Source organism: Serratia sp. A07 (assembly GCF_058725505.1).
Genome location: NZ_JBZXDO010000007.1, coordinates 78302 through 103586, shown reverse-complemented (window position 1 = coordinate 103586; position 25285 = coordinate 78302). Strand labels below are relative to the sequence as shown.

The window sequence follows — 25285 nt, the reverse complement described above, 5'->3', positions numbered from 1 at the left end:
AAAGGAGTCCGCTATGGTTAGGTTTGAAAATAAAGACCCCCTGATGTTGGCGCGCCAGCTGCCGATTAAATCCGTAGCGCTGATCCTGGCCGGCGGCCGCGGCTCGCGCCTGAAAGATTTGACCTCCACCCGCGCCAAGCCCGCCGTCCACTTTGGCGGCAAATTCCGCATCATCGATTTCGCCCTGTCGAACTGCCTGAACTCCGGCATCCGCCGCATCGGCGTGATCACCCAATACCAGTCGCACACGCTGGTGCAGCACATTCAGCGCGGCTGGTCGTTTCTCAACGAGGAAATGAACGAGTTCGTCGACCTGCTGCCGGCCCAGCAGCGCCTCAGCACCGAACATTGGTACAAAGGCACCGCCGACGCGGTCTACCAGAACCTGGACATCATCCGCCGCTATGAGGCCGAATACGTGGTGATCCTGGCGGGCGACCATATCTACAAGATGGATTACTCGCGCATGCTGATCGACCACGTCGAGAAGGGGGCCCAGTGCACCGTGGCCTGCCTGCCGGTGCCGCGCAGCGAAGCCGGCGAATTCGGCGTGATGAAGGTGGATGAAAGCGACCGCATTATCGAGTTCCTGGAGAAACCCGCCGATCCGCCGGCGATGCCGGGCAACCCGGATATGTCGCTGGCCAGCATGGGCATCTATATTTTTAATGCCGCCTACCTGTTCCAGCTATTGGAAGAGGATATGTCGACCCCCGGCTCCAGCCACGATTTCGGCAAGGATCTGATCCCGAAAATCACCGCGCAACAGGCGGCGTGGGCGCATCCGTTTACCTTGTCCTGCGTGACCTCCAACCCCGATCTGCCGCCGTACTGGCGCGACGTGGGCACGCTGGACGCCTACTGGCGCGCCAACCTCGATCTGGCGTCGGTAACGCCGGAGCTGGACATGTACGACCGCGCCTGGCCGATCCGCACCCACATGGAGCCGCTGCCGCCGGCCAAGTTCGTGCAGGATCGCTCCGGCAGCCACGGCATGACCATGAACTCGCTGGTGTCCGGCGGTTGCATCGTGTCCGGGTCGGTGGTGGTGCATTCGGTGCTGTTCCCGCGCGTGCGAGTGAACTCGTTCTGTACCATCGACTCTACCGTATTGTTGCCGGACGTGAACGTCGGCCGTTCCTGCCGCCTGCGGCGCTGCATCATCGACCGCGCCTGCCACATTCCGGAGGGCATGGTGATCGGGGAAAACGCCGATGAGGACAGCAAGCGCTTTTATCGCTCGGAAGGCGGCATCGTGCTGGTGACGCGCGAAATGTTGTCAAAATTGTGAGTTAACGTGGGCGGCAGAACGATAGCCTGCCGCCTGATGAACGGTTCGATGGCTTGCGCAACGCGGCAAACATAACAGCGGCAAGCCTGCTTTATTTCTTATCCAGAGGCCTTCGGCCGACTTTCAGGAGTGATAATGCAGGTCTTACACGTATGTTCTGAAATGTTCCCCCTGCTGAAAACGGGCGGACTCGCAGACGTGGTTGGCGCACTGCCGGCGGCGCAAATCGCCGAAGGCGCCGATGTTCGGGTGCTATTGCCCGCTTTCCCTGACGTACGCAACGGCATTCCGGACACCGTGCTGGTGGCGGAAATCGACTCGTTCGCCGGCCGGGTGGGCCTGCGTTACGGCACCTACCATGGCGTGGGCATCTATCTCATCGATGCGCCCTGGCTGTATGACCGGCCGGGCAGCCCGTACCACGACCAATCCATGTACGCCTACCCCGACAACCATCGCCGCTTTGCGCTGCTGGGCTGGATGGCCTGCGAGCTGGCCAAGGGGCTGGATCGCTACTGGCGCCCGCAGCTGGTGCACGCCCACGACTGGCACGCCGGCCTGAGCTGCGCCTATCTGGCCGCCAACGGCCACCCGGCGCGCTCGGTGTTCACGGTGCACAACCTGGCTTATCAGGGGCTGTTCTCCGCCCATCATGTGACCGAGCTGTGGCTGCCGGCGTCGTTTTATGACGTTTATGGCCTGGAGTTCTACGGCCAGATGTCGTTCCTCAAGGCCGGGCTGTTTTATGCCGACCACGTGACCGCCGTCAGCCCGACCTATGCACGCGAGATCACCCGGCCGGAGTTCGGCTATGGCATGGAGGGGCTGCTGCAGGAACGGCAGCGGCAGGGCCGGCTGAGCGGTATCCTCAACGGGGTGGACGACAAGATTTGGGATCCGGCCCACGACCCGCGGCTGAGTACCCGCTACGACGCCGACGATCTGAAAAGCAAGGTCAAAAACAAGCTGCATCTGCAAAAGGCCATGGGGCTGAAGGTGGACGAATCGCTGCCGGTGTTCGCGGTAGTGAGCCGCTTGACCAGCCAAAAAGGTCTGGACCTGGTGCTGCAGGCATTGCCTGAGCTGCTGGCGCAGGGCGGGCAGCTGGCGCTGCTGGGCGCCGGCGACGCGGTGCTGCAACAGGCGTTTCTGGCTGCCGCCGCCGACTATCCCGAACAGGTTGGGGTGCAGATCGGCTATCACGAATCCTTCTCCCACCGCATCATCGGCGGCGCCGACGTGATTCTGGTGCCGAGCCGCTTCGAGCCCTGCGGCCTGACGCAGCTCTACGGCCTGAAATACGGCACGCTGCCGCTGGTGCGCCGCACCGGCGGGCTGGCAGACACGGTGGTGGACTGCGCGCTGGAAAATCTGGCCGACGGCACTGCCAGCGGCTTCGTGTTCGACGATTGCGATGCCGTCGCGCTGGGCAACGCCATCCGCCGCGCCATGGTGCTGTGGAGCCGGCCGAAACACTGGCGCCACGTTCAGCGTCACGCCATGAGCGTGGACTTCGGCTGGCCGGTGGCGGCGAAAGAGTATCTGTCGCTTTATCAACGTTTGTAGCCTGCGTTTCGCGTCTTGGGTTGACGCGCGGCGGGCAGCCGTTTGGGTTGATTGTCGGGGCGCGGCGTACCGCGTCCATGTTCAGCGGGGCCAGCTATTCCGCGGCGAATGGCTGGGCTCCCTAAAAGGGATCAAAAAGCCATGACTTCACCGTTTAGTTACACCTCACCTACGGTCAGTGTGGAAGCGCTGAAACACTCCATCGCCTATAAGCTGATGTTTATCGTCGGCAAGGATCCGGCCATCGCCAACCGGCACGACTGGCTGAACGCCGTGCTGTTCGCGGTGCGCGATCGCATGGTTGAACGCTGGCTGCGCTCCAACCGCGCCCAGCTGTCGCAGGACGTGCGGCAGGTGTATTACCTGTCGATGGAGTTCCTGATCGGCCGCACCCTGTCGAACGCGCTGCTGTCGATGGGCATCTATCAGGACATCGACAACGCGCTGAACGAAATGGGGTTGAGCCTGGGTGAACTGCTGGAAGAAGAGAACGACCCTGGCCTCGGCAACGGCGGTCTGGGGCGTCTGGCGGCCTGCTTCCTCGATTCGCTGGCGACGCTGGCGCTGCCGGGGCGCGGCTACGGCATTCGCTACGAGTACGGCATGTTCAAGCAAAACATCGTCAACGGCCAGCAGATGGAATCGCCGGACTATTGGCTGGAGTACGGCAATCCGTGGGAGTTTCCGCGCCACAACACCCGCTACAAGGTGCGCTTCGGCGGCCGCGTGCAGCAGGAGGGCGCCAAGGCGCGCTGGCTGGAAACCGAAGAGATCGTGGCCATCGCCTACGATCAGGTGATCCCCGGTTTCGACACCGACGCCACCAACACCCTGCGGCTGTGGAGCGCGCAGGCCAGTAACGAGATCAACCTCGGCAAGTTCAACCAGGGCGATTATTTCGCCGCGGTGGAGGATAAAAACCACTCGGAGAACGTGTCGCGCGTGCTGTATCCGGACGACTCGACCTCCTCCGGGCGCGAGCTGCGGCTGCGGCAGGAGTATTTCCTGGTGTCGGCCACGGTGCAGGACATCCTCAACCGCCATTGGCTGATGCACAAAACCTTCGACAACCTGGCGGACAAGATCGCCATTCACCTCAACGACACTCACCCGGTGCTGTCGATTCCCGAACTGATGCACCGGCTGATCGACGAGCACAAATTCAAGTGGCTCGACGCCTGGGAAGTGGTGGAGCAGGTGTTTTCCTACACCAACCACACGCTGATGAGCGAGGCGCTGGAAACCTGGCCGTTGGACATGATAGGGCGCATCTTGCCGCGCCATCTGCAGCTGATTTTCGAAATCAACGATCACTTCCTCAAGATGGTGCAGGAAGTGGCGCCGGGCGACAACGACCTGCTGGCGCGGGTCTCGATCATCGATGAAACCAACGGCCGCCGGGTGCGCATGGCGTGGCTGGCAGTGGTGGCCAGCCACAAGGTCAACGGCGTTTCCGCCCTGCATTCCGAGCTGATGGTGCAGTCGCTGTTCGCCGACTTTGCCCGGCTGTTCCCCAATCGCTTCTGCAACAAAACCAACGGGGTGACGCCGCGCCGTTGGCTGGCGCTGGCCAACCCGCCGCTGGCGGCGGTGCTGGACGACTGCATCGGGCAAACCTGGCGCACCGATCTCAGCCAGCTGAGCGAGATCAAAGCCAACGTCGATTACCCGAGTTTCCTGCAGGCGGTGCAGCGCGCCAAGCGGCAGAACAAGGAGCGGCTGGCGCTGTACATCGCCAAAACGCTCAACGTGGTGGTCAACCCGGATGCGCTGTTCGACGTGCAGATCAAGCGCATCCACGAGTACAAACGGCAGCTGCTCAACGTGTTGCACGTCATCACGCTGTATAACCGCCTGCTGGACGATCCGGAGATCGAGCGCGTGCCGCGGGTGGTGATCTTCGCCGGCAAGGCGGCGTCCGCCTACTACGCCGCCAAGCAGATCATCCGCTTAATCAACGACGTGGCCAAAGTGATCAACAACGATCCGCGCGTGCATACCCAGCTGAAGGTGGTGTTCATTCCGAACTACGGCGTCAGCCTGGCGCAGATCATTATCCCGGCGGCGGATCTGTCGGAACAGATCTCGCTGGCGGGCACCGAAGCCTCAGGCACCAGCAACATGAAGTTTGCGCTGAACGGCGCGCTGACCATCGGTACGCTGGACGGCGCCAACGTCGAGATGCGCGAGCACGTGGGGGAGGAGAACATCTTTATCTTCGGCAATACCGCCGAACAGGTGGAGGAACTGCGCCGCAACGGTTACAACCCGCATCAATACTACGAGCAGGATCCCGAGCTGCATCAGGCGCTGACGCAGATCGCCACCGGCGTGTTCAGCCCGGACGAACCGAAGCGCTACAGCAACCTGTTCGACTCGTTGGTGAACCTGGGGGATCACTACCAGCTGCTGGCGGATTATCGCAGCTACGTGGATACGCAGGACAAGGTGGACGAGGTGTATCTCAATCAGGACGAGTGGACGCGGCGCGCGGTGCTGAATATCGCCAACATGGGCTACTTCTCCTCCGATCGCACCATTCAGGAATACGCAGACGAAATCTGGCACATTCAGCCGGTGAAGCTGTAAGACGGAAGAGAAAGCGCAAAGAAAAGGGCCGGATAACCGGCCCTTTTTCGTTACGCTGCGGCTCAGGAAGCCAGAGACAGCGCTTTCGTTTTCGCGTGTTCCGCCAGCCAGGTTTTCACCCGCGCCTGCTGCGCGTCGTCCAGCCACATGCCCAGCTTGGTGCGGCGCCAGATGGCGTCGTCCAGCTCTACGACCCACTCTTTGTCGGTCAGGTAGCGCAGTTCGGCTTCATACAGACCGTGGCCGAAATCTTCGCCCAGATCGCCGAGGCCGTTGGCGCCGGCCAGGATCAGCTCGCTCTGGCTGCCGTAGGTGCGGGCATAGCGGCGCGCCAGGGCTTCCGGCAGCCAGCCGTGTGCACGGCGCAGTTTGGCTGCGTAGCCGTCGCGATCGCCGCCGATGTCACCGCCCGGCAGCGTGGCGTTTTTGGTCCACGCCGGGCCGCAGCCTGGGTAGTAGTGGGCCAGTTTTTCCATCGCGTGCTCGGCCAGCTTGCGGTAGGTGGTCAACTTGCCGCCGAAGACCGACAGCAGCGGCGCCTTGCCTTGCTCGTCGTGCACGTCCAGCGTGTAATCGCGGGTGATCGCCTGCGGCGAATCGGATTCGTCGTCGCACAGCGGACGCACGCCGGAGTATGTCCAGACGATGTCGTCGCGGCCCAGCTGCTTCTTGAAGTGATCGTTGTACACTTTCAGCAGATAAGCGATTTCGTTCTCGTCGATCTTCACGTCCTTCGGATCGCCTTTGTACTCCACGTCGGTGGTGCCGATGATGGAGAACTCGTCATTCCACGGGATCACGAACACGATGCGGTGGTCTTCGTTCTGCAGAATGTAAGACTGCGGCTGATCGTGCACGCGCGGCACCACGATGTGGCTGCCTTTGATCAGGCGGATGCCGTAAGGCGATTTCAGCTTCAGGCCGTCGTCGAAGAAGTTTTTCACCCACGGGCCGGTGGCGTTCACCAGGCCTTTGGCGCGCCAGGTGAAGGTTTTGCCGCTGTCGATATCGACCGCTTCCACCATCCACAGGCCGTTTTCACGCCATGCGCGGGTCACTTTGGTGCGGGTGCGCACTTCGCCGCCGCGTTTTTCCACTTCCTGCGCGTTCAGCACCACCAGGCGAGCATCGTCGACCCAGCAGTCGGAATATTCGAAACCGCGCTTCAGTTCAGGCTTCAGCACCGACTCTGGTCCAAAGCGCAAGCCCTTGCTGCCCGGCAGGCTGGTGCGTTTGCCCAGGTGATCGTACAGGAACAGGCCGATACGGATCATCCAGGCCGGACGCAGGTGCGGCTGGTGCGGCAGGCGGAAACGCATCGGGAACGCGATGTGCGGCGCCAGCTTCAGCAGCACTTCACGCTCGGCCAGCGCTTCGCTCACCAGACGGAATTCGTAGTGTTCCAGGTAGCGCAGGCCACCGTGGATCAGTTTGGAACTGGCGGAAGACGTAGCACAGGCCAAGTCTTGCGCTTCCAGTAGCAGTACCGACAGCCCGCGCCCGGCAGCATCCGCCGCGATGCCGGCACCGTTGATGCCGCCACCGATAACGATCAAGTCTTTGGTTTCCACGTCATCTTCCTCCAGATGTTCGAAATAGCTCTTTCATGTTCGTTTTCGCTCATGATTGTAATCAAAAACCAACAAGCAAGCCAAGACTTAACCAAACAAAAACATTTAGGCGTGATAGAGGTAACAGTTTGGTGATGATAGTCACATAAATGATGTGGATATGGCGCAAGCGCGCAAACGGCTGTCGATGAAGAGGGGCGGGGGGGGAGGAAACGGGGCGGCGGCGCGCCCCGCAGGTTAACAGCGGATCAGCACAGCTCCAGCTGCACGTCGTACTGCTCGATGATTTTCATCACGCTCGGCGGCGGCAACTGGTCGGTAAACAGGTAGTCGATCAGATTCATGTTACCCAGGTTGACCATGGCGTTGCGGCCGAATTTGGAGTGGTCGGTGACCAGCATCACGCAGCGGGAATTTTCGATAATCGCGCGTTTGGTGCGCACTTCGTGATAGTCGAATTCGAGCAGCGAGCCGTCCATATCGATGCCGCTGATGCCGAGAATGCCGTAATCGAGGCGGAATTGAGAGATGAAGTCCAGGGTGGCTTCGCCCATGATGCCGCCGTCGCGGGTGCGCACTTCGCCGCCGGCCAGGATCAGGCGGAAGTCTTCCTTGGCGGTCAGCAGGGTGGCGACGTTGAGGTTGTTGGTGACCACGCGCAGGTTCTTGTGGTTCATCAGCGCATGGGCCACCGCTTCCGGCGTGGTGCCGATATCGATGAACAGCGTGGCGCCGTCCGGGATCTGGCTGGCGACGCGCTGCGCGATGCGGGCTTTCTCTTCCGACCACATCACCTTGCGATCGTTATAGGCAGCGTTGACCGAGCTGGAAGGCAGCGCCGCGCCGCCGTGGTGACGCTGGATCTTGTTCTGGTCGGCCAGGTCATTCAAATCGCGGCGAATCGTTTGCGGGCTGACGTCAAAATGTTCCACCAGCTCTTCCGTGCTGACGTAACCTTGCAGGCGCACCAGCTCGATAATTGCGTCATGACGCTGTGTTTGCTTCACGATAATCCCCTAAAACGCCCGCTGTGCCCGCTGGGCACAGCTCCCGGCTGTTATTGTTCGTTGTGTGCGCGATGACGCGTATCCCAAAATGCCATCAATAACCCTAACACTAAACCGGCTACGTGTGCCGCGTTGGCGATCGACATTCCTAAAATATCGAAATATCCGGCCACCAGCCACAGCACCGAGAACACCATCAGCCCGCGCGGCAGCATCAGGCCGCGCTCCGGCGCCCGCTCGCCCGTCAGCCACACATAGCCCATCAGCGCATAGACCACGCCCGACAGCCCGCCGAACAGCGCGCCGCTGAACAGCGATTGCGCCCAGCCGCTGAAGAAGGCCGACACCACCGCCAGCACGAACAGCTTGCCGGCGCCGAGGCGTTTTTCCATCTGGCCGCCGAGATACCACCACCACATCAGGTTAAACAGGATATGCAGCAGGGAGAAATGCAGGAACGCATGGCTGACCCAGCGCCACAGCTGCGTGTATTGGCTGCTGTCCTGCGGCCAGGAGAGCCAGTACATCACGGTGTTGTCGCCCAGCACCTGCATCAGGATGTAGACCGCGATGCACAGCACCATCACGCCGAGCGTCAGCGGCCCGGCCTTGCTGCGCAGGGTGTGCAGGTAGGATTCGCTCTGATAGTGCAGGCCGGCGTCGGTATGGCCGGTCTGCCAGCTGGCGGCCTGATAACGGCGGTTGAGCGGATCGACCAGAAACTGCTGCAGCTCGTGTTGCACCTGTTCGAGGTGGCCGTCGTCGGCCAGCCAGATTTCCGCCGCCTCGCCGCTGTTGCGCAGCTCAAGCCTGATGCCCTGGGTCGCCATATAGTCGACAAAGGCCAGCGCCAGGCGCGGGTTGGATATGGCGATTACTCTAACCATTGCTCTTCCGTCGTAAGTGAATGATTTTGGCCGCGGCTTGCTCGCCGGCGACCCTGACGGCCGATTATAACGTCGAAATCCTGAGCGCTGGCAAACGGATCTGCGAAAAACCCGCGAAAACGCGCACAAAAATGAAGGGGAAGCCCGCCGACGCACGGCGGGCGGCGGGAATCAGGCAGAGGTTTCCACGTCCTGCGGATACTGGCGGGCCCAGGCCTCGAAGCCGCCGTCGATGCTGTAGACCGCGTCGAACCCCTGGTGCAGCAGGTACTGCGCCGCGCTGCGGCTGCTGTTACCGTGGTAGCACATCACCATCACCGGCCGCTCGAAGTCGTTTTGCTGCATAAAGGCCGACAGGGTGGCGTTGGTGAGGTGAAAGGCGCCCGGCGTATGCCCGGCTTCAAAACTTTGCGGATCGCGGATGTCGACCAGGGCGGCGCTGCCCTCTTTCCAGCGGGTGTACGCCTGCTCAACGTTGATCGCTTCGAACTGTTCCATACTGCTGACTGCCTCGTAATTGGGGGACGCCGCTATTGTAACCAACTCTGCGGCGTTTAAGACCAGAGTAAGGTTGTGGTTTTGTCACACCAGCAGCACTTCAACGCCTTGCTGACGCAGTTGCTCAACGATTGCCGGATCGGCGGCCCGGCCGGTGATCACCATGGCAATTTGCTCGGTGCGGCTGAACAGCATGCCGGCGCGTTGGCCGACTTTGCTGCTGTCGACCAGCACCACCAGTTTACCGACATAGTTGAGCATCTTCTGTTCTGCCATCGCGGTCAGCATATCGGTTTTATACAAACCGTCAGCGGTGAGGCCGATACCGCTGGTGAACATCCAGTGCCCGGCGTACAGGGTTGCGTCGCCTTCCTGAGGCGCCAGAGTAATCGACTGGGTTTTGTTGTACTGGCCTCCCATGATCACCACGCTGTCGTGTTCCTGATCGATCAGGTAATTGGCCAGCGGCAGATAATTGGTGATCACCTGAACCGGCTTGCCGCAAATTTCACGGCCCAACAGAAATGCGGTGGAGCCGCAGTTGATCACCACGCTTTCACCCGGCTGACAGAGCTGTGCCGCGGCCGCCGCAATGCGCATTTTTTCATCGAGGTGCTGGGTTTGGTGGATATTGAGCGGCGTCCAAGCCGGGCGCGGAGTTTGCGTGGCTTCGGCGCCGTTGCGTACTTTGCGCAATTTGCCGATTTCATTCAGCTTGTTGATGTCCCGGCGCGCGGTGGCCGGAGAGATGTCAAACGCCGCGATGACGTCCGCCACGGAGATTTGCCCCTTGCGCTGCAAGAGATCGAGAATAGCGTTGTGGCGTTGGGACTCTGTCATGCGGGCTCCGTGGAGAGAAAAAACGTCGTTGCCTTCGATTATATGCGCGCCGTTTGACGATTTGAATCATTGCCGTTCAAAAGCGCGCATCCGTATGCAACACCGATTGATTACAAGAAAGACTTGAAGGGCAGGTCGGGTTCCTGGATGAAACAATCATCGAACCCGCGCGGGTAGTGATATTCCAGATTGTCTTTGTCCTGCGGCCAGATGAACTTGCCGCCAACCTGCCAGATAAACGGTTTGAAACCGTACTTGAGCCGGTCCTTTTTCATATCCCACAACACGCGGATCTCCTGCGGATCTGCCTGGAAATTAGACCAAATATCGTGGTGGAAGGGGATAACGACCTTGGCGTTCAGCGATTCCGCCATGCGCAAGATGTCGGCGCTGGTCATCTTGTCAGTAATGCCGCGCGGGTTCTCGCCGTAGGAACCGAGGGCGACATCGATCTGATGATCGTTGCCGTGCTTGGCGTAATAGTTGGAGTAGTGGGAATCGCCGCTGTGATAAAGGTTGCCGCCCGGCGTTTTGAACAGGTAGTTGACCGCCCGCAGGTCCATGCCGTCCGGCAGAACGCCCGCCGCTTTTTGTTCCACCGGCAATGTGATGAGTGCCGTGCGATCGAAAGCATCCAGCGCATGAATTTCAATGTCTTTGATTTTTATCACGTCGCCAGGTTTGACGGTGATGCAGCGCTCCGGCGGCACGCCCCAGCCGATCCAGATATCTACGCAGCTTTGCGGCCCGATAAACGGGACGGTGGGGGCGCAGTTCTGCAGCACTGCCGCCGCGACGTTCACATCGATATGATCGTTGTGATCGTGCGTGGCCAACACGGCGTCGAGCTGGGTAATGGCGAACGGATCGAGCACGAATGGGGTCGTGCGCAGGTTCGGTTGCAGTTTACGCACCCCGGCCATGCGCTGCATTTGGTGGCCGGTTTTCATCAGCGGGTTGCCGTGACTCTGCTTGCCGGTGCCGCACCAGAAATCGACGCACAGGTTGGCGCCTTCTTCAGACTTGAGCCAGATGCCGGTGCAGCCCAGCCACCACATGGCGAAAGTACCGGGCGCGACGTTCTCCTGCTCTATCTCTTCGTTCAGCCAGGTGCCCCATTCGGGAAAGGTGTTCAATATCCAGGACTCGCGGGTGATGTCGTTGACTTTACTCATGGGTCTTTCCTCGTTGGTGGTGATAATAAAATCACAAATAATCATTTAAAGATTTTATGTGATTTGTTTTGATCGAATCTAGCACCGTTTTTTTCAACTGACAACGATCGAAATACACGTAAACGCCGCAGAATTTACGCGCTGCGCCGGCGTTTTCTCTCCTTTTCGTTTGATTAACTGCTATTAAATTCAATAGGTAATAAAGTGTGAGTCGTCTAATTCATTGAATGTTAGTGGAATTGATTTTTAACTTGCGAAGTTGTTCACAAATAATCATTTATGATCTTTTTGTGATTTATTGTGATTGGTATGGTGAAGGCGTTACCTGCATGCCAACCTTTTCGGGAGAGCCGTATGGAAACTCTTTACACCATCTTCACCGTCTTTTTTAACCAGGTGATGACCAATGCACCGCTGCTGTTGGGGTTGGTTACGCTGTTGGGTTACACGTTGCTGCGCAAAAGCGCGGCGGTCATTATCAAAGGCACGATCAAAACCATTATCGGTTTCATGTTATTGCAGGCCGGCTCCGGCATCCTGACCGGCACGTTCAAACCCGTTGTGGCGAAGTTGTCCGAGGTATACGGCATCAACGGGGCGATTTCGGACACCTATGCCTCGATGATGGCCACCATCGAACGTATGGGGGACGCCTATAGTTGGGTCGGCTACGCGGTCTTGCTGGCATTGGCGCTGAACATACTCTACGTGTTGTTGAGGCGCATCACCGGCATCCGCACCATTATGCTCACTGGCCACATCATGTTTCAGCAAGTTGGGCTGATCGCGGTATTTTTCTACATTCTGGGTTACGGCATGTGGACGACGGTATTGTGCAGTGCGCTCTTGGCTTCACTGTACTGGGGCATCACCTCCAACATGATGTTCAAACCGACGCAGGCGGTAACGGAAAACAGCGGTTTCTCCATTGGGCACCAACAGCAGTTCGCTTCGTGGCTGGCATACAAGGCCGCACCGTATCTCGGTAAAAAAGAGGACAGCGTAGAAGATCTGAAGCTGCCCGGATGGCTGAACATTTTCCATGACAACATCGTGTCCACCGCCATCGTGATGACGCTGTTTTTCGGCATCATTCTGTGCTCGTTCGGCTTGGACACTCTGCAGGCGATGGCCGGTAAAACTCACTGGAGCATCTATATCCTGCAAACCGGGCTGATGTTCGCGGTGGCGATTTTCATCATCGTGCAGGGCGTGCGCATGTTCGTCGCCGAATTGACCGAGGCCTTTAACGGCATTTCCCAACGTCTGATCCCCGGCGCGGTACTGGCCATCGACTGTGCCGCCATTTATAGCTTCGCGCCCAACGCCGTGGTGTGGGGTTTTATGTGGGGCACCATCGGCCAACTGATCGCCGTCGGCATACTGTTAGCGCTTGGCTCTTCCATCATGATTATTCCCGGTTTCATTCCCATGTTCTTTTCTAACGCCACCATCGGCGTATTCGCTAACCACTTTGGTGGCTGGCGCGCGGCGATGAAGATCTGTCTGGTGATGGGAATGATAGAGATCTTCGGCTGCGTGTGGGCCATCAAACTGACTGGGCTAAGTGCCTGGATGGGCATGGCGGACTGGTCGATTCTGGCGCCGCCGCTGATGCAAGGGCTGAGTCTGGGCCTGTGGTTTATGGGCGTGGTGATCGTTATCGCCCTGCTGTACATGTTCTTCGCCGGACGCACCCTGCGTGCGGAAGAAGATGCTGAAAAACAATCGGTTGAATCGGCGTCACGTTAATAGGAGTGCAGATTATGACGGTACGAATCCTGGCGGTATGCGGTTGCGGACAAGGCAGTTCCATGATCATGAAAATGAAAGTCGACCAATTTTTAACGCAGCAAGGCGTGGATCATTCGGTCAACAGCTGTGCGGTGGGGGAATACAAATCCGAGTTGAATGGGGCTGACATCATCATTGCTTCCACCCATGTCGCGGATGAAATCGTCGTCAGCGGCAACAAATACGTGGTTGGGGTACGCAATATGCTCTCGGCGGCGGACTTCGGCCCGAAGCTGATGGACGTCATCGGCGCGCATTTTCCGCAAGATTTGAAGCAGTGAGGAGCGAGTCATGAAGCTGAGCGATTCGTTGGCGCAGAATAACGCTATCCAACTGCAGGCGGAGGCTGCCGACTGGCGCCAGGCGGTGCGACTGGGGGTCGATCTGCTGGTGGCCGCCGGCGTGGTGGAACCCCGCTATTTTGACGCCATTTTGGCCGGCGTCGAACGGCACGGCCCTTACTTCGTGCTGGCGCCGGGCCTGGCGATGCCGCACGGCCGGCCGGAGGAAGGGGTGCTGAAAACCGGCTTCGCCTTAGTCACCCTGAAGACGCCGGTGTGTTTCGGCGATGAGGACAACGATCCGATAGACATCTTGATCACCATGGCGGCGGTGGACGCCAAAACGCATCAGGAGGTGGGGATCATGCAAGTGGTGAACCTGTTTGAAGATGAGGCGAATTTCGATCGCTTGCGGGCCTGTCGCCACGCGAGCGAGGTATTGGCGTTGATCGACAAAACGTCTACGGCGGCGGCGAATTGAAGGAGACAACCAATGAACACGCATTTACCGATGTTGCAGGTGGCGCTGGATAACCTGTCTATGGCTGCGGCTTACGACACGACTCGCCTGATCGCGGCCGAAGTCGACATCATCGAAGTCGGCACTATTTTGTGCGTGGCGGAAGGCGTGCGAGCCGTACGCGATTTAAAAGCGCTGTATCCGGATCGCATCGTGTTGGCGGACGCAAAAATCGCCGATGCGGGTCAGATTTTGGCGCGAATGTGCTTCGAGGCGCATGCCGATTGGATCACGGTGATCTGCTGCGCCGATATCAATACGGCCAAGGGAGCCCTGCAGGTGGCGCATGAGTTCGGTGGTGACGTGCAGATAGAACTGACGGGATTCTGGACCTGGGAACAGGCGCAGGCGTGGCGTGAAGCGGGAATTGGTCAGGTGGTGTATCACCGCAGCCGTGACGCGCAGGCGGCGGGGGTATCCTGGAGCGATGACGATATCCGCGCGGTTCGTCGCCTGAGCGAGATGGGTTTTAAGGTGACGGTCACCGGCGGACTGGCGCTGGAGGATTTGCCTCTGTTCCAAGGTATTCCCATCCATGTCTTTATCGCCGGGCGCAGCATTCGTGATGCCGCCGATCCGGTCGCGGCGGCGCGGGAATTTAAACGTGTCATCGCCCAGCGGTGGGACTGAGGAGCGGTTATGTTGCACAAATCCGTGCCGTTGGGCATCTATGAGAAAGCGTTGCCGCCGGGCGAGGACTGGCTGACGCGCCTGCAACTGGCGGGTGAGTTGGGATTCGATTTCGTTGAAATGTCGATCGATGAAAGCGACGGCCGCCTGGCGCGGCTGGACTGGAGCGTTGAACAGCGGCTCGCGTTGGTTAGCGCCGTTGCGGCGAGCGGTGTGCGCGTGCCTTCTTTATGCCTCAGCGCCCACCGGCGTTTTCCGTTGGGCAGTGAAGACGACACGACGCGCGAGCGGGGACTGGAGATCGTGCGAAAAGCTATTCGGCTGGCGCAGGATACCGGCATCCGGGTGATCCAACTGGCCGGGTATGACGTTTATTACCAGCAGTCTACTGCGCAGACCCGCCCCCGTTTCCGCGCCGGATTGGTGCAGGCGGTAGAGATGGCCAGCCGTGCACAGGTCATGCTGGCGATGGAAATCATGGACTATCCGCTGATGAACTCGATCAGCAAGGCGCTGGGCTATGCCCACTACCTGAATAACCCGTGGTTTCAGCTGTACCCGGATATCGGCAACTTGTCTGCCTGGGACAACGATGTGCCGATGGAGCTCATGGCCGGGCGCGGACATATTGTGGCGGTACACGTTAAGGATACGCGGCCGGGGGAGTTTAAGAATGTACCGTTCGGCGAGGGCGTAGTGGATTTCGTACGCTGTTTCGAAACGTTGCTTGCGAGCGGCTATCGTGGTCCCTATCTGCTCGAGATGTGGAGCGAGAAAGCGAACGATCCGCTGCGGGCGGTGCGGGAGGCGCGTGCCTGGGTGGTTGAACGCATGGTCGAGGCCGGGTTGGAAATAAGGAGGTAGCATGCTGGAGCAACTGAAAAGTCAGGTGTACCGAGCCAATATGGCGTTGCCTGAGCACGGGCTGGTGACCTATACCTGGGGCAATGTCAGCGGCATCGATCGGGCCAGTGGGCTGGTGGTGATCAAACCCAGCGGCGTACCTTATGAAACGATGCGGGTTGAGGATATGGTGGTGGTGAATGCGCGAGGTGAGGTTGTTGAGGGGCAACTGCGGCCTTCGTCCGATACGCCGACGCATTTGGCGCTGTACCGGGCGTTCCCTCAACTCGGCGGTGTGGTGCATACGCACTCCACCCATGCCACCGCCTGGGCGCAGGCAGGGGAAGCGATACCGGTGCTCGGCACCACCCACGCCGACTATTTTTCCGGCGATATTCCTTGTACCCGCGGGCTGACGGCGGAAGAGGTGGCGCGGGAATATGAGCTGAACACCGGTCGGGTGATTATAGAAACCCTGAAAGGGCGTGAACCGTTGCACATTCCCGGTATCCTGGCGTATCAGCATGGCCCGTTCAGTTGGGGAAGGACGCCGGATGAGGCGGTGCATAACGCCGTGGTGTTGGAGGAGGTGGCGAAAATGGCGTGGATCAGCCGGGATATTAACCCCGGCCTACGGCGGATCGATGACTATCTGCTGGAAAAGCATTTCAGCCGCAAACATGGCGCCGGTGCCTATTACGGCCAGCGCTGACTCTCAGGCGCCGTACCCCATCATCTTCAACAGCTGCTGCGCCTGCTGCACCGCTTCCTGGCGATGGGCCACGCCGAGCTTCTGGTACAGGTTGCGGATGTGCGTCTTGATGGTGGTGGCCGCCACGTCCAGCTCGCCGGCGATCTGGTCGTTGCTGTAGCCGGAATAGATCAGCCCCAGCACCTGCCATTCGCGCTGGGTGAGCGGGCTGGTGCGGATCAGTTCCGGCACCTGCGGGTGGGTCAGCAGCTTATCGACGAAGTTCTCGTCAAAATGCGCGAACTTGTGCCGATGATGCTGGTTGATGTCGCGCAGGATGCGCTGGGCGCGATGCTGTTCCAGCTCCGGCAGCGTGTTGAGCTGGATCAGCTGGCGCAGCTGCTGCGCCATCGCTTCGCCCTCGATGACGAAGTGGCTGATGAAGCCGGTGCGGTTGGCCAGCGACAGCGCTTCGATCAACGCCTGCTGCGCTTCGCCCTTGCGCTCTTGCAGCCAGTACAGCTGGTTGCTGAGCAGCAGGTTGCGGTTGAGATCGCTCACCAGCCGCAGCCGGCGGGCGTTCTCGTTCAGTTCATCCAGCACCACGCCGGCCTCGTCATACTGGCCGAGCAGAATCTGCACCCGCGCAATGTTGCGCCACTGGCCCTGCGTGAAGTGGTTGTCCGCCATGCCGGGCTTTTCGGTGTGGCGTAGCCACTGGGCGGCGGCGGCGGTGTCGCCGGTCATCTGCCAGTGGATCACCCGCGACTTGTCGGTGTTGGTCAGCCAGTCGCGATGGTAGTGGGCGCCGTGCAGCAGGGTTTCGCAGCGCTGCAGGTGAGTATTGGCATTGTCCAGATCGCCGCGCGCCAGCGAGCATTTGGCCAGCATGGCGATGCACTGCAGCTGTTGCTGCGGCTGGTAGTTCGCCAGGATTTTCAGCCCGGTGCGCGCCGCGTCTTCCGCCTCGTCCAGCCGCGACCACGACCACAGGATCTGCGCGCGAATGCGCAGCAGAAATTCGTGCATCGGCAGTTGTTCCAGGTGCTGCTCGCGGATCAGTTCGAACGCTTTATCCTGGGTTTCGTAAGCGGCCTGCAGGAAGCCCTGGGCGATGAGGATTTCGCTCTGCTGCAGCAGCGCCCAGAGCGCGTAATGGTTGGCCTGATGGCGACGCGCCATCTGCTCGGTTTGCTGCATCATCGGCAGCGCGCGCGCCAGCTCGCCCTTGCAGTGGTGCACTTCGCCGGTCACCGAGGTGGCGACGATGCGGCTGTAATAGCTGGACAGCGGCAGGAATTTCAACGCTTCGGTCGCCAGCCGTTCGGCCTCTTCCGGTTTGCCGGCGTTGATCGCCACCTGTGCGCGCAAGGCGTCGAACTCGGCGTGCAGCGTTTGGTCTATCTCGATTTTCTGTTCGCGCATGGTGCGCTCGGCGCGTTCCAGCAGGGTGTTGACCTCGCCGTAGCGGTGCTGGCTCTGCGCCAGCCAGGCCTGCAGCAGCGCCAGCTTGGGATTCTGGATCAGGCGCTCATAGGGCAGCGCGTTGAGGCACTCTTCCAGCAAGGCCAGTTCGCTGTGGTGGAACAGCGACCAGGCGTGTTGCAGCAGGATATCGCGCAGCATGCTGACGTCGCTGGCCGCCAGCGCATGGTGAATGGCCTCTGCCGGATATCCCAGCGCCAGCCAGCCTTCGGCGGCGGCGCGGTGCAACCCCGGCAGCTCCAGCGCCAGTTCCCACTGGCAACGCTGGCGCAGGAAAGAGGCGAACAGCGGGTGGAAGTTGAACCATTCGCCGGTGTCGTCCATGCGGTGGATAAACAGCCCCTGGCGCTCCAGCTCCTCCAGCCGCTGCTGGCCGTTGTCTTCACCGGTCAGCCGCACGATCAGCGCGTCGTTCATCGAGCGCAGCACCGAACAGCGCAGCAGGAAGGCGCGCGCATCGGCATCGACGTGATCCAGCACTTCGTCCACCAGGTAGTCGGACAGGTGACTGGCGTTCAACCCCGCCAGGCGCTTGGCCGACAGCTGGGCCGACGAGGCGGACTGACGGGCCGACAGCGCGATCAGCTGCAGCGCGGTGGCCCAGCCTTCGACTTCGTCGCACAGGCGGCTGCTGTCCTGCTGTTCCATCGGTGCCGCCAGGCGGCAGTCGAAGAACTGTTTGGCTTCCTGATGGGTAAACGCCAGCTGCTGCGTACCCATTTCCAGCAGCTGATCGCGCACCCGCAGATTGGCGATGCCGAGCGGCGGCAGGGTGCGCGAGAGCAGGATCAGCGTCAGGTTTTCCGGCTGATGGCGCAGGAAAAAGCGCATGGCTTCGTGGATGGCGTCGTTGGTGATCAGGTGGTAGTCGTCGATCACCAGGTACAGCGGCTGGTGCCAGTCGGCCAGCTCGATAAACAGCTGGGCGAACAGCGCCGACAGGCTGGCGTACTGATGCTTCTGGCTCAGCGCCTCGCTCTTGACGCAGCGGCCGCCGCTGGCCTGCTGCAGCGCGGCGATCAGGTAGCTGGCGAAGCGCTCCGGCTGGTTGTCGCTCTCATCCAGGGAATACCAGCCCAGATCGGCCTTGCCGGCCGCCCATTGGGCGATCAGCGTGGTTTTCCCGTATCCCGCCGGGCAATTGACCAGTGTCAGGCGATAGTTGCCCGCGCTGGCCAGTTTGGCCAGCAGGCGATCGCGGATCACGGTATTTTGCAGCCGTACCGGGCGGCTCAGTTTTGATGGGATCAGCATAGTATTCCAGGGTATAAATCGCGGTTCCCGCCGGGATTGGAGTGGCGCTAATTATTTTATGGTTCGTAATTAATAGCTCCCCCTAACTTCTGCCAACCCTAAACGTATTGCAACAAGCTTCCGCATCGGCTTGGAGTTAAGTTGCTATCGATCACACTTTTTTACGTTTGGCGCCGGCGCGCGGCGATGCGGTTGCAGATCGCATTTCCGGCCATGGACAAAACTTCAGCAGTGCGAATACTTGTGCTAACGTCATGGTTAACGTTCTCAGTGCTCGCCGCACGCGTTGGCGGGCTTTTTTGCATCGTTGCAAGGGAGTCAAAAAGTGCCTGAGATCACAATTCCAGCTACGCCCCAATCCTCCTCCCCAGCTAATCCCCAGGCGGGATGATGCCGTCAGGCTTTCTCACCGGCACGATAGCGGCAATTTGACCCACTTACTGGATAGAGAGTTTTCCTTATGTCACAGCCTACGCTCAAGAAGGATGCTTTTCTGGCGGCGCTTGCCCGCCAGTGGCAACGGTTCGGCCTCAGTTCCGCACAGCAGATGACGCAGCATCAATGGTGGGAAGCCGTCAGTGCGGCGCTGGCCGAGCAGTTGGCCGCGCAGCCGGCGCCGCGCAAAAGCGCCAAACCGCTGCGCCACGTGAACTACATCTCGATGGAGTTTCTGATCGGCCGGCTGACGGCGAACAACCTGATCAACCTGGGCTGGTACGACACCGTCGAGCAGGCGCTGGCGGAGCAGAACGTCAAGCTGGCGGATTTGCTGGAGCAGGAAACCGATCCGGCGCTGGGCAACGGCGGGCTGGGGCGCCTGGCGGCCTGTTTCCTCGACTCGATGGCGACGGTGGAGCAACCGGCCACCGGCTATGGGCTGAACTACCAGTACGGGCTGTTCCGCCAGTCGTTCCAGGGCGGGCAGCAGCAAGAGGCGCCGGATAACTGGCAGCGCGAGAGCTACCCGTGGTTCCGCCACAACGCCGCGCTGGCGGTGGACGTGGGCATCGGCGGCAAGCTGGAAAAGCAGGCCGACGGCCGCGAACTGTGGCGCCCGGCCTTCACCCTGCGCGGCGAAGCCTGGGATCTGCCGGTGCTGGGGTATCGCAACGGCGTGGCGCAGCCGCTGCGCCTGTGGCAGGCGACCCATCAGCATCCGTTCAACCTGAGCGATTTCAACGACGGCAAATTCCTGCAGGCGGAGAAGCAGGGCGTAGAAGCCGACAAGCTGACCAAGGTGCTCTACCCGAACGACAACCATCAGGCCGGCAAGCGCCTGCGCCTGATGCAGCAGTATTTCCAGTGCGCCTGCTCGGTGGCGGACATTTTGCGCAAGCACCATCAGGCCGGCCGCAAGATTGAAGAGCTGCCGAAGTACGAAGTGATCCAGCTGAACGACACCCACCCGACCATCGCCATTCCGGAAATGCTGCGCATTCTGCTGGACGAACACCAGCTGGAGTGGGAGGCGGCCTGGGCGATCACCAGCAACACCTTCGCCTATACCAACCACACCCTGATGCCGGAAGCGCTGGAGTGCTGGGATGAAAAACTGGTGCGCAGCCTGCTGCCGCGCCATTTCTCCATCATCAAACAGATCAACGCCAGGTTCAAAAAGCAGGTGGATAAGCATTGGCCAGGCGACGAGGCGGTGTGGGCCAAACTGGCGGTGCATCACAACAAGCAGGTGCGCATGGCCAACCTGTGCGTGGTCAGCGGCTTTGCGGTCAACGGCGTGGCGCAGCTGCACTCGGATCTGGTGGTGAAGGATCTGTTCCCGGAATATCACCAGCTGTGGCCGAACAAATTCCATAACGTCACCAACGGCATCACGCCGCGTCGCTGGCTGAAACAGTGCAACCCGGCGCTGTCGGGCCTGATCGACGAGACGCTGAAGGTGGAATGGGCGAACGATCTCGACGCGTTGCGCGGGCTGGAAAAATTCGCCGACGACGCAGCGTTCCGCCAGCGTTATCAGCAGATCAAACGCGACAACAAGGTGGCGCTGGCCCATTACGTGCACGGCGTGATGGGGTTGACGCTCGATCCGGACGCGATTTTCGACGTGCAGATCAAGCGTCTGCACGAGTACAAACGCCAGCACCTGAACCTGCTGCACATCCTGTCGCTGTATCGCCAGCTGCGCGACAACCCGAATCTGGACATCGTACCGCGCGTCTTCCTGTTCGGCGCCAAGGCGGCGCCGGGCTACTACCTGGCGAAAAACATCATTTACGCGATCAACCAGGCGGCCGAGAAGATCAATAACGATCCGTTGGTGAAAGATCGCCTGAAAGTGGCGTTCATTCCCGACTACCGCGTGTCGGTGGCCGAACTGATGATCCCGGCGGCGGATATCTCCGAGCAGATCTCCACCGCCGGTAAAGAGGCCTCCGGCACCGGCAACATGAAGCTGGCGCTGAACGGCGCGCTGACGGTCGGCACGCTGGACGGCGCCAACGTCGAAATCGCCGAGCAGGTGGGCGAAGACAATATCTTTATCTTCGGCAATACCGTGGAGCAGGTGAAGGCGATACTGGCGAAGGGCTACGATCCGCTCAGCTACCGCAAGAAAGACAAGCACCTGAAGGCGATTTTGGACGAGCTGGCGAGCGGCGCGTTCAGCCACGGCGACAAGCACGCGTTCGACATGATGCTGCACAGCCTGCTGGAAGGCGGCGATCCCTATCTGGTGCTGGCGGACTTCGCCTCGTACTGCCAGGCGCAGCGCCGGGTCGACGAACTGTACCGCGACCGGGACGAATGGACGCGGCGGACTATCCTTAACACTGCGCGCGTCGGCATGTTCAGCTCGGATCGCTCGATTCGCGATTACCAGCAGCGCATCTGGCAAGCCAAACGTTAAGGAGAGCGAATGGATCGTAAGCGTATCGATCAGGCGGCAGCGCAGGCGGGGATCGCTGCCGATTTCATCAATGCCCACGGCAAGCGGCAGGCGATTGAGCCGGAGACCAAGCGCAAGCTGCTGGCGGCCATGAACCGGGCCGATGCCGCGCAGGAAGGGGCGGCATCGCCGTTGCCGGCGGTTAAGGTGTTCTATCAGGGCGCGCCGCTGGCGCTGACCCCGGCGGGCGAAGGCGACTACCTGTGGGTGCTGCAGCGTGAAGACGGCGAATGCCTGCAGGGGCGCGTCGGCGCGCGCAAGACCCTGACGCTGCCCGGCGACCTGCCGGCGGGGTATCACCAATTGACGCTGAGCCAGGGCGCACGGCAGTGGCCATGCCGAGTGATCGTCGCGCCGAGGCGCTGCTTCGAGCCGGACGCCTTGCTGACCGGCAAGAAACTGTGGGGCGCCTGCGTTCAGCTGTATACGCTGCGTTCCGATCGCAACTGGGGCATCGGCGATTTCGGCGATCTGCGTCTGATGGTGGAGCAGGTGGGGGAGCGCGGCGGTGCCTTCGTCGGTCTCAATCCGATCCATGCGCTGTATCCGGCCAACCCGGAGAGCGCCAGCCCTTACAGCCCCTCGTCGCGCCGCTGGCTGAATCTGGCGTATATCGACGTCAACGCGGTGGAGGATTTCCAGCGCAGCGACGCAGCGCAGCGCTGGTGGCAGAAGCCGGCGACGCAGAAGCAGTTGGCCAAGGCGCGCGCCGCGGAGTGGGTGGATTACACCGCCGTGATGCAGCTGAAGCTGGCGGCGCTGAAGCTGACGTTCCCACTGTTTCAGGCGCGCAAGCCGAACGACGCGCAGCGTCAGGCGTTCGAACGGTTCGTGACTGAGGGCGGCGACAGCCTGTATCAGCAGGCGGCGTTCGACGCGCTGCATGCCCACCTGGCGGCCAAAGACGCCAGCCAGTGGGGATGGCCGGCCTGGCCCGAGGGCTATCGGCGGGGGCAGAGCGAAGCGGTGCGGCAGTTCTGCGACGAACATCAGGACGCGGTCCGCTTTTACCTGTGGCTGCAATGGCTGGCGGCCACGCAGTTTGCGCAGTGTTTTGAGCAGAGCCGGCAGCAGCAGATGCCGATTGGTCTGTATCGCGATCTGGCGGTCGGGGTGGCGGAAGGCGGGGCGGAAACCTGGTGCGACCGCGAGCTGTACTGCCTGAAAGCGTCGGTCGGCGCACCGCCGGACATCCTGGGGCCGCTGGGGCAAAACTGGGGCCTGCCGCCGATGGATCCGCACGTGATGGCGGCGCGCGGTTATCAGCCGTTCATCGATCTTTTGCGCGCCAACATGACCAGCTGCGGCGCGCTGCGTATCGATCACGTCATGGCGCTGCTGCGGCTGTGGTGGATCCCTTATGGCGAAACCGCCGATCGCGGCGCCTACGTCAAATACCCGGTGGACGATCTGCTGGCGGTGCTGGCGCTGGAAAGCCAGCGCCACCGCTGCATGGTGATCGGCGAGGATCTCGGCACCGTGCCGGTAGAGATCGTCGGCAAGCTGCGCGACAGCGGCGTCTATTCCTACAAGGTGCTGTATTTCGAAAGCGACGGTGAACACCATTTCCGCGCGCCGCAGGCCTATCCGGTGCAGGCGATGGCGACCATCACTACCCACGATCTGCCGACGTTGCGCGGCTATTGGCAAAGCGGTGATCTGACGCTGGGCAACCGACTGGGGCTCTATCCGGACGCGGAGATCCTGCGGGCGCTGTTCGCCGATCGGGAACGCGCCAAGCAAGGGCTGCTGGACGGGTTGCATCGCTATGGCTGCGTGCCGCAGAAGGTGGGCAAGAGGGCGGCGCTGCTCGGCATGAGCCCGCTGCTTAACCGCGGCCTGCAGCGTTATGTCGCCGACAGCGCCAGCGCCCTGCTCGGCCTGCAGCCGGAAGACTGGCTGGACATGGCCGATCCGGTTAATATTCCCGGCACCAGTGACCAGTACCCTAACTGGCGGCGCAAGCTGACCCAAACGCTGGAGGAGATGTTCGCCGATCCGCGGATAAACCGGCTGCTGAAGGATTTGGACAAACGGCGGCGCAAGGTGTCGGTGGGCTAAAAACGACAATGCCGGAACGGGTTCCCCCTTCCGGCATTGCGTTATCTACCGTGGCGTGAGCGCCGGGTATCAGTAGTAAGAGTGCTCGCCGCGCTGGTGTTCGGTCAGATCACGCACGCCCTTCAGCTCCGGGAACTTCTGCAGCAGCTCTTTCTCGATGCCTTCTTTCAGCGTGACGTCGACCATCGAACAGCCGTTGCAACCGCCGCCAAACTGCAGGATCGCCATGTTGTCGTCGGTGATCTCCATCAGCGTCACGCGGCCGCCGTGGCCCGCCAGCTGTGGGTTGATCTGCGACTGCAGCACGTATTCCACGCGCTCCATCAGCGGCGCGTTGTCATCGACCTTGCGCATTTTGGCGTTCGGCGCCTTCAGCGTCAGCTGAGAACCCAGCTGGTCGGTCACGAAGTCGATTTCGGCGTCTTCCAGATACGGCGCGCTCAGCTCATCGACATAGGCGGACAGTTTGTCGAACTTCAGTTCGGTATCCGTCGCTTCTACCGCGTCCGGCGGGCAATAAGAGACACCGCATTCGGCCGTCGGCGTGCCCGGGTTGATCACGAATACGCGGATTTGGGTGCCTTCTTCTTGATTTGCCAGCAGTTTGGCAAAGTGTTCCTGTGCAGCATCTGTTATACGGATCATAGCATTAGCTCAATAGTTGACTTCTATAGTCGGTTATAATACGCCCATTGCAGTGGCACTACAACGTGCGGCAAACGCACCAGATCTGCACCGAGGCGGCGCCTTGCCGCCGCAGCAGTGCCGCGATCTCCGCGACGGTGCTGCCGGTGGTCACTACGTCATCCACCAGGGCGATATGCCGGCCGGCGACCGAGACGGTGCAGACGAACGCGCGCTGCAGATTGCGCCTGCGTGCTCCGGCGCTCAGCCGCTGTTGCAGGGCGGTCTTGCGTACCCGGCGCAAGGCGGCGGGCCGATAGGGGCAGCCCAGCCAGCGCGCCAGCGGCCGGGCCAGCAGATCGCTCTGGTTATAGCCGCGGCGCCAGCAGCGTGATGCATGCAAGGGTACCGCTAAAATCAGGTCGGGTCTGTTCAGATACTGCTCTCTGCGCGCCTGCTGCCAGCGCAACAGCATCAGGCGCGCCAACGCCGGGGCCAGCTCGGGCGCGCGGTGAAACTTGAACCTCTTTACCAGTTGGCTGAGGGGCGCAACGTAGTCGCCGACGAACACCAGCCGTTGCCAGGGCGGCGGCCGTTGCAGGCAGCGGCCGCAGGGCGTTTGCGTTCTCCCGGCGGGCAACCCGCAGCGCGGGCAACACGGGGGGCTGGCCGGCAGATGGCGCAGGCAGCAGCTGCAGATGCCATGACGCATCAGGCTCAACGGCTGTCGGCATAGCCAACAGCGGCTGCGGATTGATAGCATAGAGCCTCCG

General features: G+C 60.9%; 20 protein-coding genes. 11 read left to right on the top strand and 9 right to left on the bottom strand.

Translation table 11 applies throughout. The annotated features are described in order from the left end of the window. Nucleotides 1-13 precede the first annotated feature (13 nt). The 3 genes from glgC (at nt 14) to glgP (ending at nt 5446) form a co-directional block, all read left to right on the top strand. Entirely contained in the window at nt 14-1291 is a 1278-nt protein-coding gene (gene glgC, locus AC4PR2_RS10070) for a glucose-1-phosphate adenylyltransferase (protein WP_004930810.1), read from the top strand. A gap of 135 nt (nt 1292-1426) precedes the next feature. Then, nucleotides 1427-2857 (top strand): glycogen synthase GlgA, encoded by a 1431-nt coding sequence (glgA, locus tag AC4PR2_RS10065; RefSeq protein ID WP_049202834.1) that lies wholly within the window; start codon nt 1427-1429, stop codon nt 2855-2857. Between the two features lie 141 nt (nt 2858-2998). Continuing rightward, nucleotides 2999-5446: a glycogen phosphorylase gene (gene glgP, locus AC4PR2_RS10060; RefSeq protein WP_055311829.1), complete on the top strand. Its 2448-nt coding sequence runs from the start codon at nt 2999-3001 to the stop codon at nt 5444-5446. Nucleotides 5447-5508: 62 nt separating this feature from the next. Here glgP and glpD read toward each other — a convergent pair whose 3' ends face one another. The 6 genes from glpD to ulaG all read right to left on the bottom strand — a co-directional run bounded on the left by glpD (nt 5509) and on the right by ulaG (nt 11424). After that, nucleotides 5509-7017 (bottom strand): glycerol-3-phosphate dehydrogenase, encoded by a 1509-nt coding sequence (gene glpD, locus AC4PR2_RS10055; protein WP_197803736.1) that lies wholly within the window; start codon nt 7015-7017, stop codon nt 5509-5511. Between the two features lie 248 nt (nt 7018-7265). Continuing rightward, entirely contained in the window at nt 7266-8024 is a 759-nt protein-coding gene (locus AC4PR2_RS10050; RefSeq protein WP_004930797.1) for a DeoR/GlpR family transcriptional regulator, read from the bottom strand. Nucleotides 8025-8074: 50 nt separating this feature from the next. Then, entirely contained in the window at nt 8075-8911 is an 837-nt protein-coding gene (gene glpG, locus AC4PR2_RS10045) for a rhomboid family intramembrane serine protease GlpG (protein WP_084827091.1), read from the bottom strand. 171 nt (nt 8912-9082) lie between these two features. Beyond that, nucleotides 9083-9409: a thiosulfate sulfurtransferase GlpE gene (glpE, locus tag AC4PR2_RS10040; protein WP_004930790.1), complete on the bottom strand. Its 327-nt coding sequence runs from the start codon at nt 9407-9409 to the stop codon at nt 9083-9085. Between the two features lie 84 nt (nt 9410-9493). Next, entirely contained in the window at nt 9494-10249 is a 756-nt protein-coding gene (ulaR, locus tag AC4PR2_RS10035; protein ID WP_060424494.1) for an HTH-type transcriptional regulator UlaR, read from the bottom strand. A 110-nt stretch (nt 10250-10359) separates the two neighbouring features. Then, complete coding sequence (gene ulaG / locus AC4PR2_RS10030; protein WP_060424495.1) at nt 10360-11424, bottom strand: L-ascorbate 6-phosphate lactonase; 1065 nt, start codon at nt 11422-11424, stop codon at nt 10360-10362. A gap of 354 nt (nt 11425-11778) precedes the next feature. Between ulaG and ulaA the strand changes: the two genes are divergently transcribed. Genes ulaA through AC4PR2_RS10000 form a run of 6 tightly spaced genes read left to right on the top strand, consistent with a single transcriptional unit; the run spans nt 11779 to nt 16204 of the window. Then, nucleotides 11779-13176: a PTS ascorbate transporter subunit IIC gene (gene ulaA / locus AC4PR2_RS10025; protein ID WP_060424498.1), complete on the top strand. Its 1398-nt coding sequence runs from the start codon at nt 11779-11781 to the stop codon at nt 13174-13176. A 14-nt stretch (nt 13177-13190) separates the two neighbouring features. Further along, complete coding sequence (ulaB, locus tag AC4PR2_RS10020; RefSeq protein WP_047729673.1) at nt 13191-13499, top strand: PTS ascorbate transporter subunit IIB; 309 nt, start codon at nt 13191-13193, stop codon at nt 13497-13499. A 10-nt stretch (nt 13500-13509) separates the two neighbouring features. After that, entirely contained in the window at nt 13510-13980 is a 471-nt protein-coding gene (gene ulaC / locus AC4PR2_RS10015) for a PTS ascorbate transporter subunit IIA (RefSeq protein WP_047729674.1), read from the top strand. A gap of 12 nt (nt 13981-13992) precedes the next feature. After that, on the top strand, nt 13993-14649 hold the full coding sequence (locus AC4PR2_RS10010) for a 3-keto-L-gulonate-6-phosphate decarboxylase UlaD (protein ID WP_197803738.1): 657 nt from the start codon (nt 13993-13995) through the stop codon (nt 14647-14649). Nucleotides 14650-14658: 9 nt separating this feature from the next. After that, nucleotides 14659-15513, top strand: coding sequence for an L-ribulose-5-phosphate 3-epimerase (locus AC4PR2_RS10005; RefSeq protein ID WP_197803739.1), 855 nt, complete (start codon nt 14659-14661; stop codon nt 15511-15513). Nucleotides 15514-15517: 4 nt separating this feature from the next. Further along, a complete protein-coding gene (locus AC4PR2_RS10000; RefSeq protein ID WP_197803770.1) occupies nt 15518-16204 on the top strand; it encodes an L-ribulose-5-phosphate 4-epimerase in 687 nt (228 codons plus the stop codon). Between the two features lie 3 nt (nt 16205-16207). Here AC4PR2_RS10000 and malT read toward each other — a convergent pair whose 3' ends face one another. Next, a complete protein-coding gene (malT, locus tag AC4PR2_RS09995) occupies nt 16208-18922 on the bottom strand; it encodes an HTH-type transcriptional regulator MalT (protein WP_060424501.1) in 2715 nt (904 codons plus the stop codon). Between the two features lie 460 nt (nt 18923-19382). Between malT and malP the strand changes: the two genes are divergently transcribed. Both malP and malQ read left to right on the top strand, forming a co-directional pair. Further along, complete coding sequence (gene malP, locus AC4PR2_RS09990) at nt 19383-21788, top strand: maltodextrin phosphorylase (protein ID WP_055311831.1); 2406 nt, start codon at nt 19383-19385, stop codon at nt 21786-21788. Between the two features lie 9 nt (nt 21789-21797). Next, nucleotides 21798-23888, top strand: coding sequence for a 4-alpha-glucanotransferase (malQ, locus tag AC4PR2_RS09985; protein WP_141960474.1), 2091 nt, complete (start codon nt 21798-21800; stop codon nt 23886-23888). 69 nt (nt 23889-23957) lie between these two features. On the opposite strand, the gene nfuA is transcribed toward malQ, so the two are convergent. Both nfuA and gntX read right to left on the bottom strand, forming a co-directional pair. Then, on the bottom strand, nt 23958-24533 hold the full coding sequence (nfuA, locus tag AC4PR2_RS09980; RefSeq protein ID WP_033631902.1) for a Fe-S biogenesis protein NfuA: 576 nt from the start codon (nt 24531-24533) through the stop codon (nt 23958-23960). Between the two features lie 58 nt (nt 24534-24591). Next, nucleotides 24592-25275: a DNA utilization protein GntX gene (gntX, locus tag AC4PR2_RS09975; RefSeq protein ID WP_149571542.1), complete on the bottom strand. Its 684-nt coding sequence runs from the start codon at nt 25273-25275 to the stop codon at nt 24592-24594. Between the last annotated feature and the right edge of the window lie 10 nt (nt 25276-25285).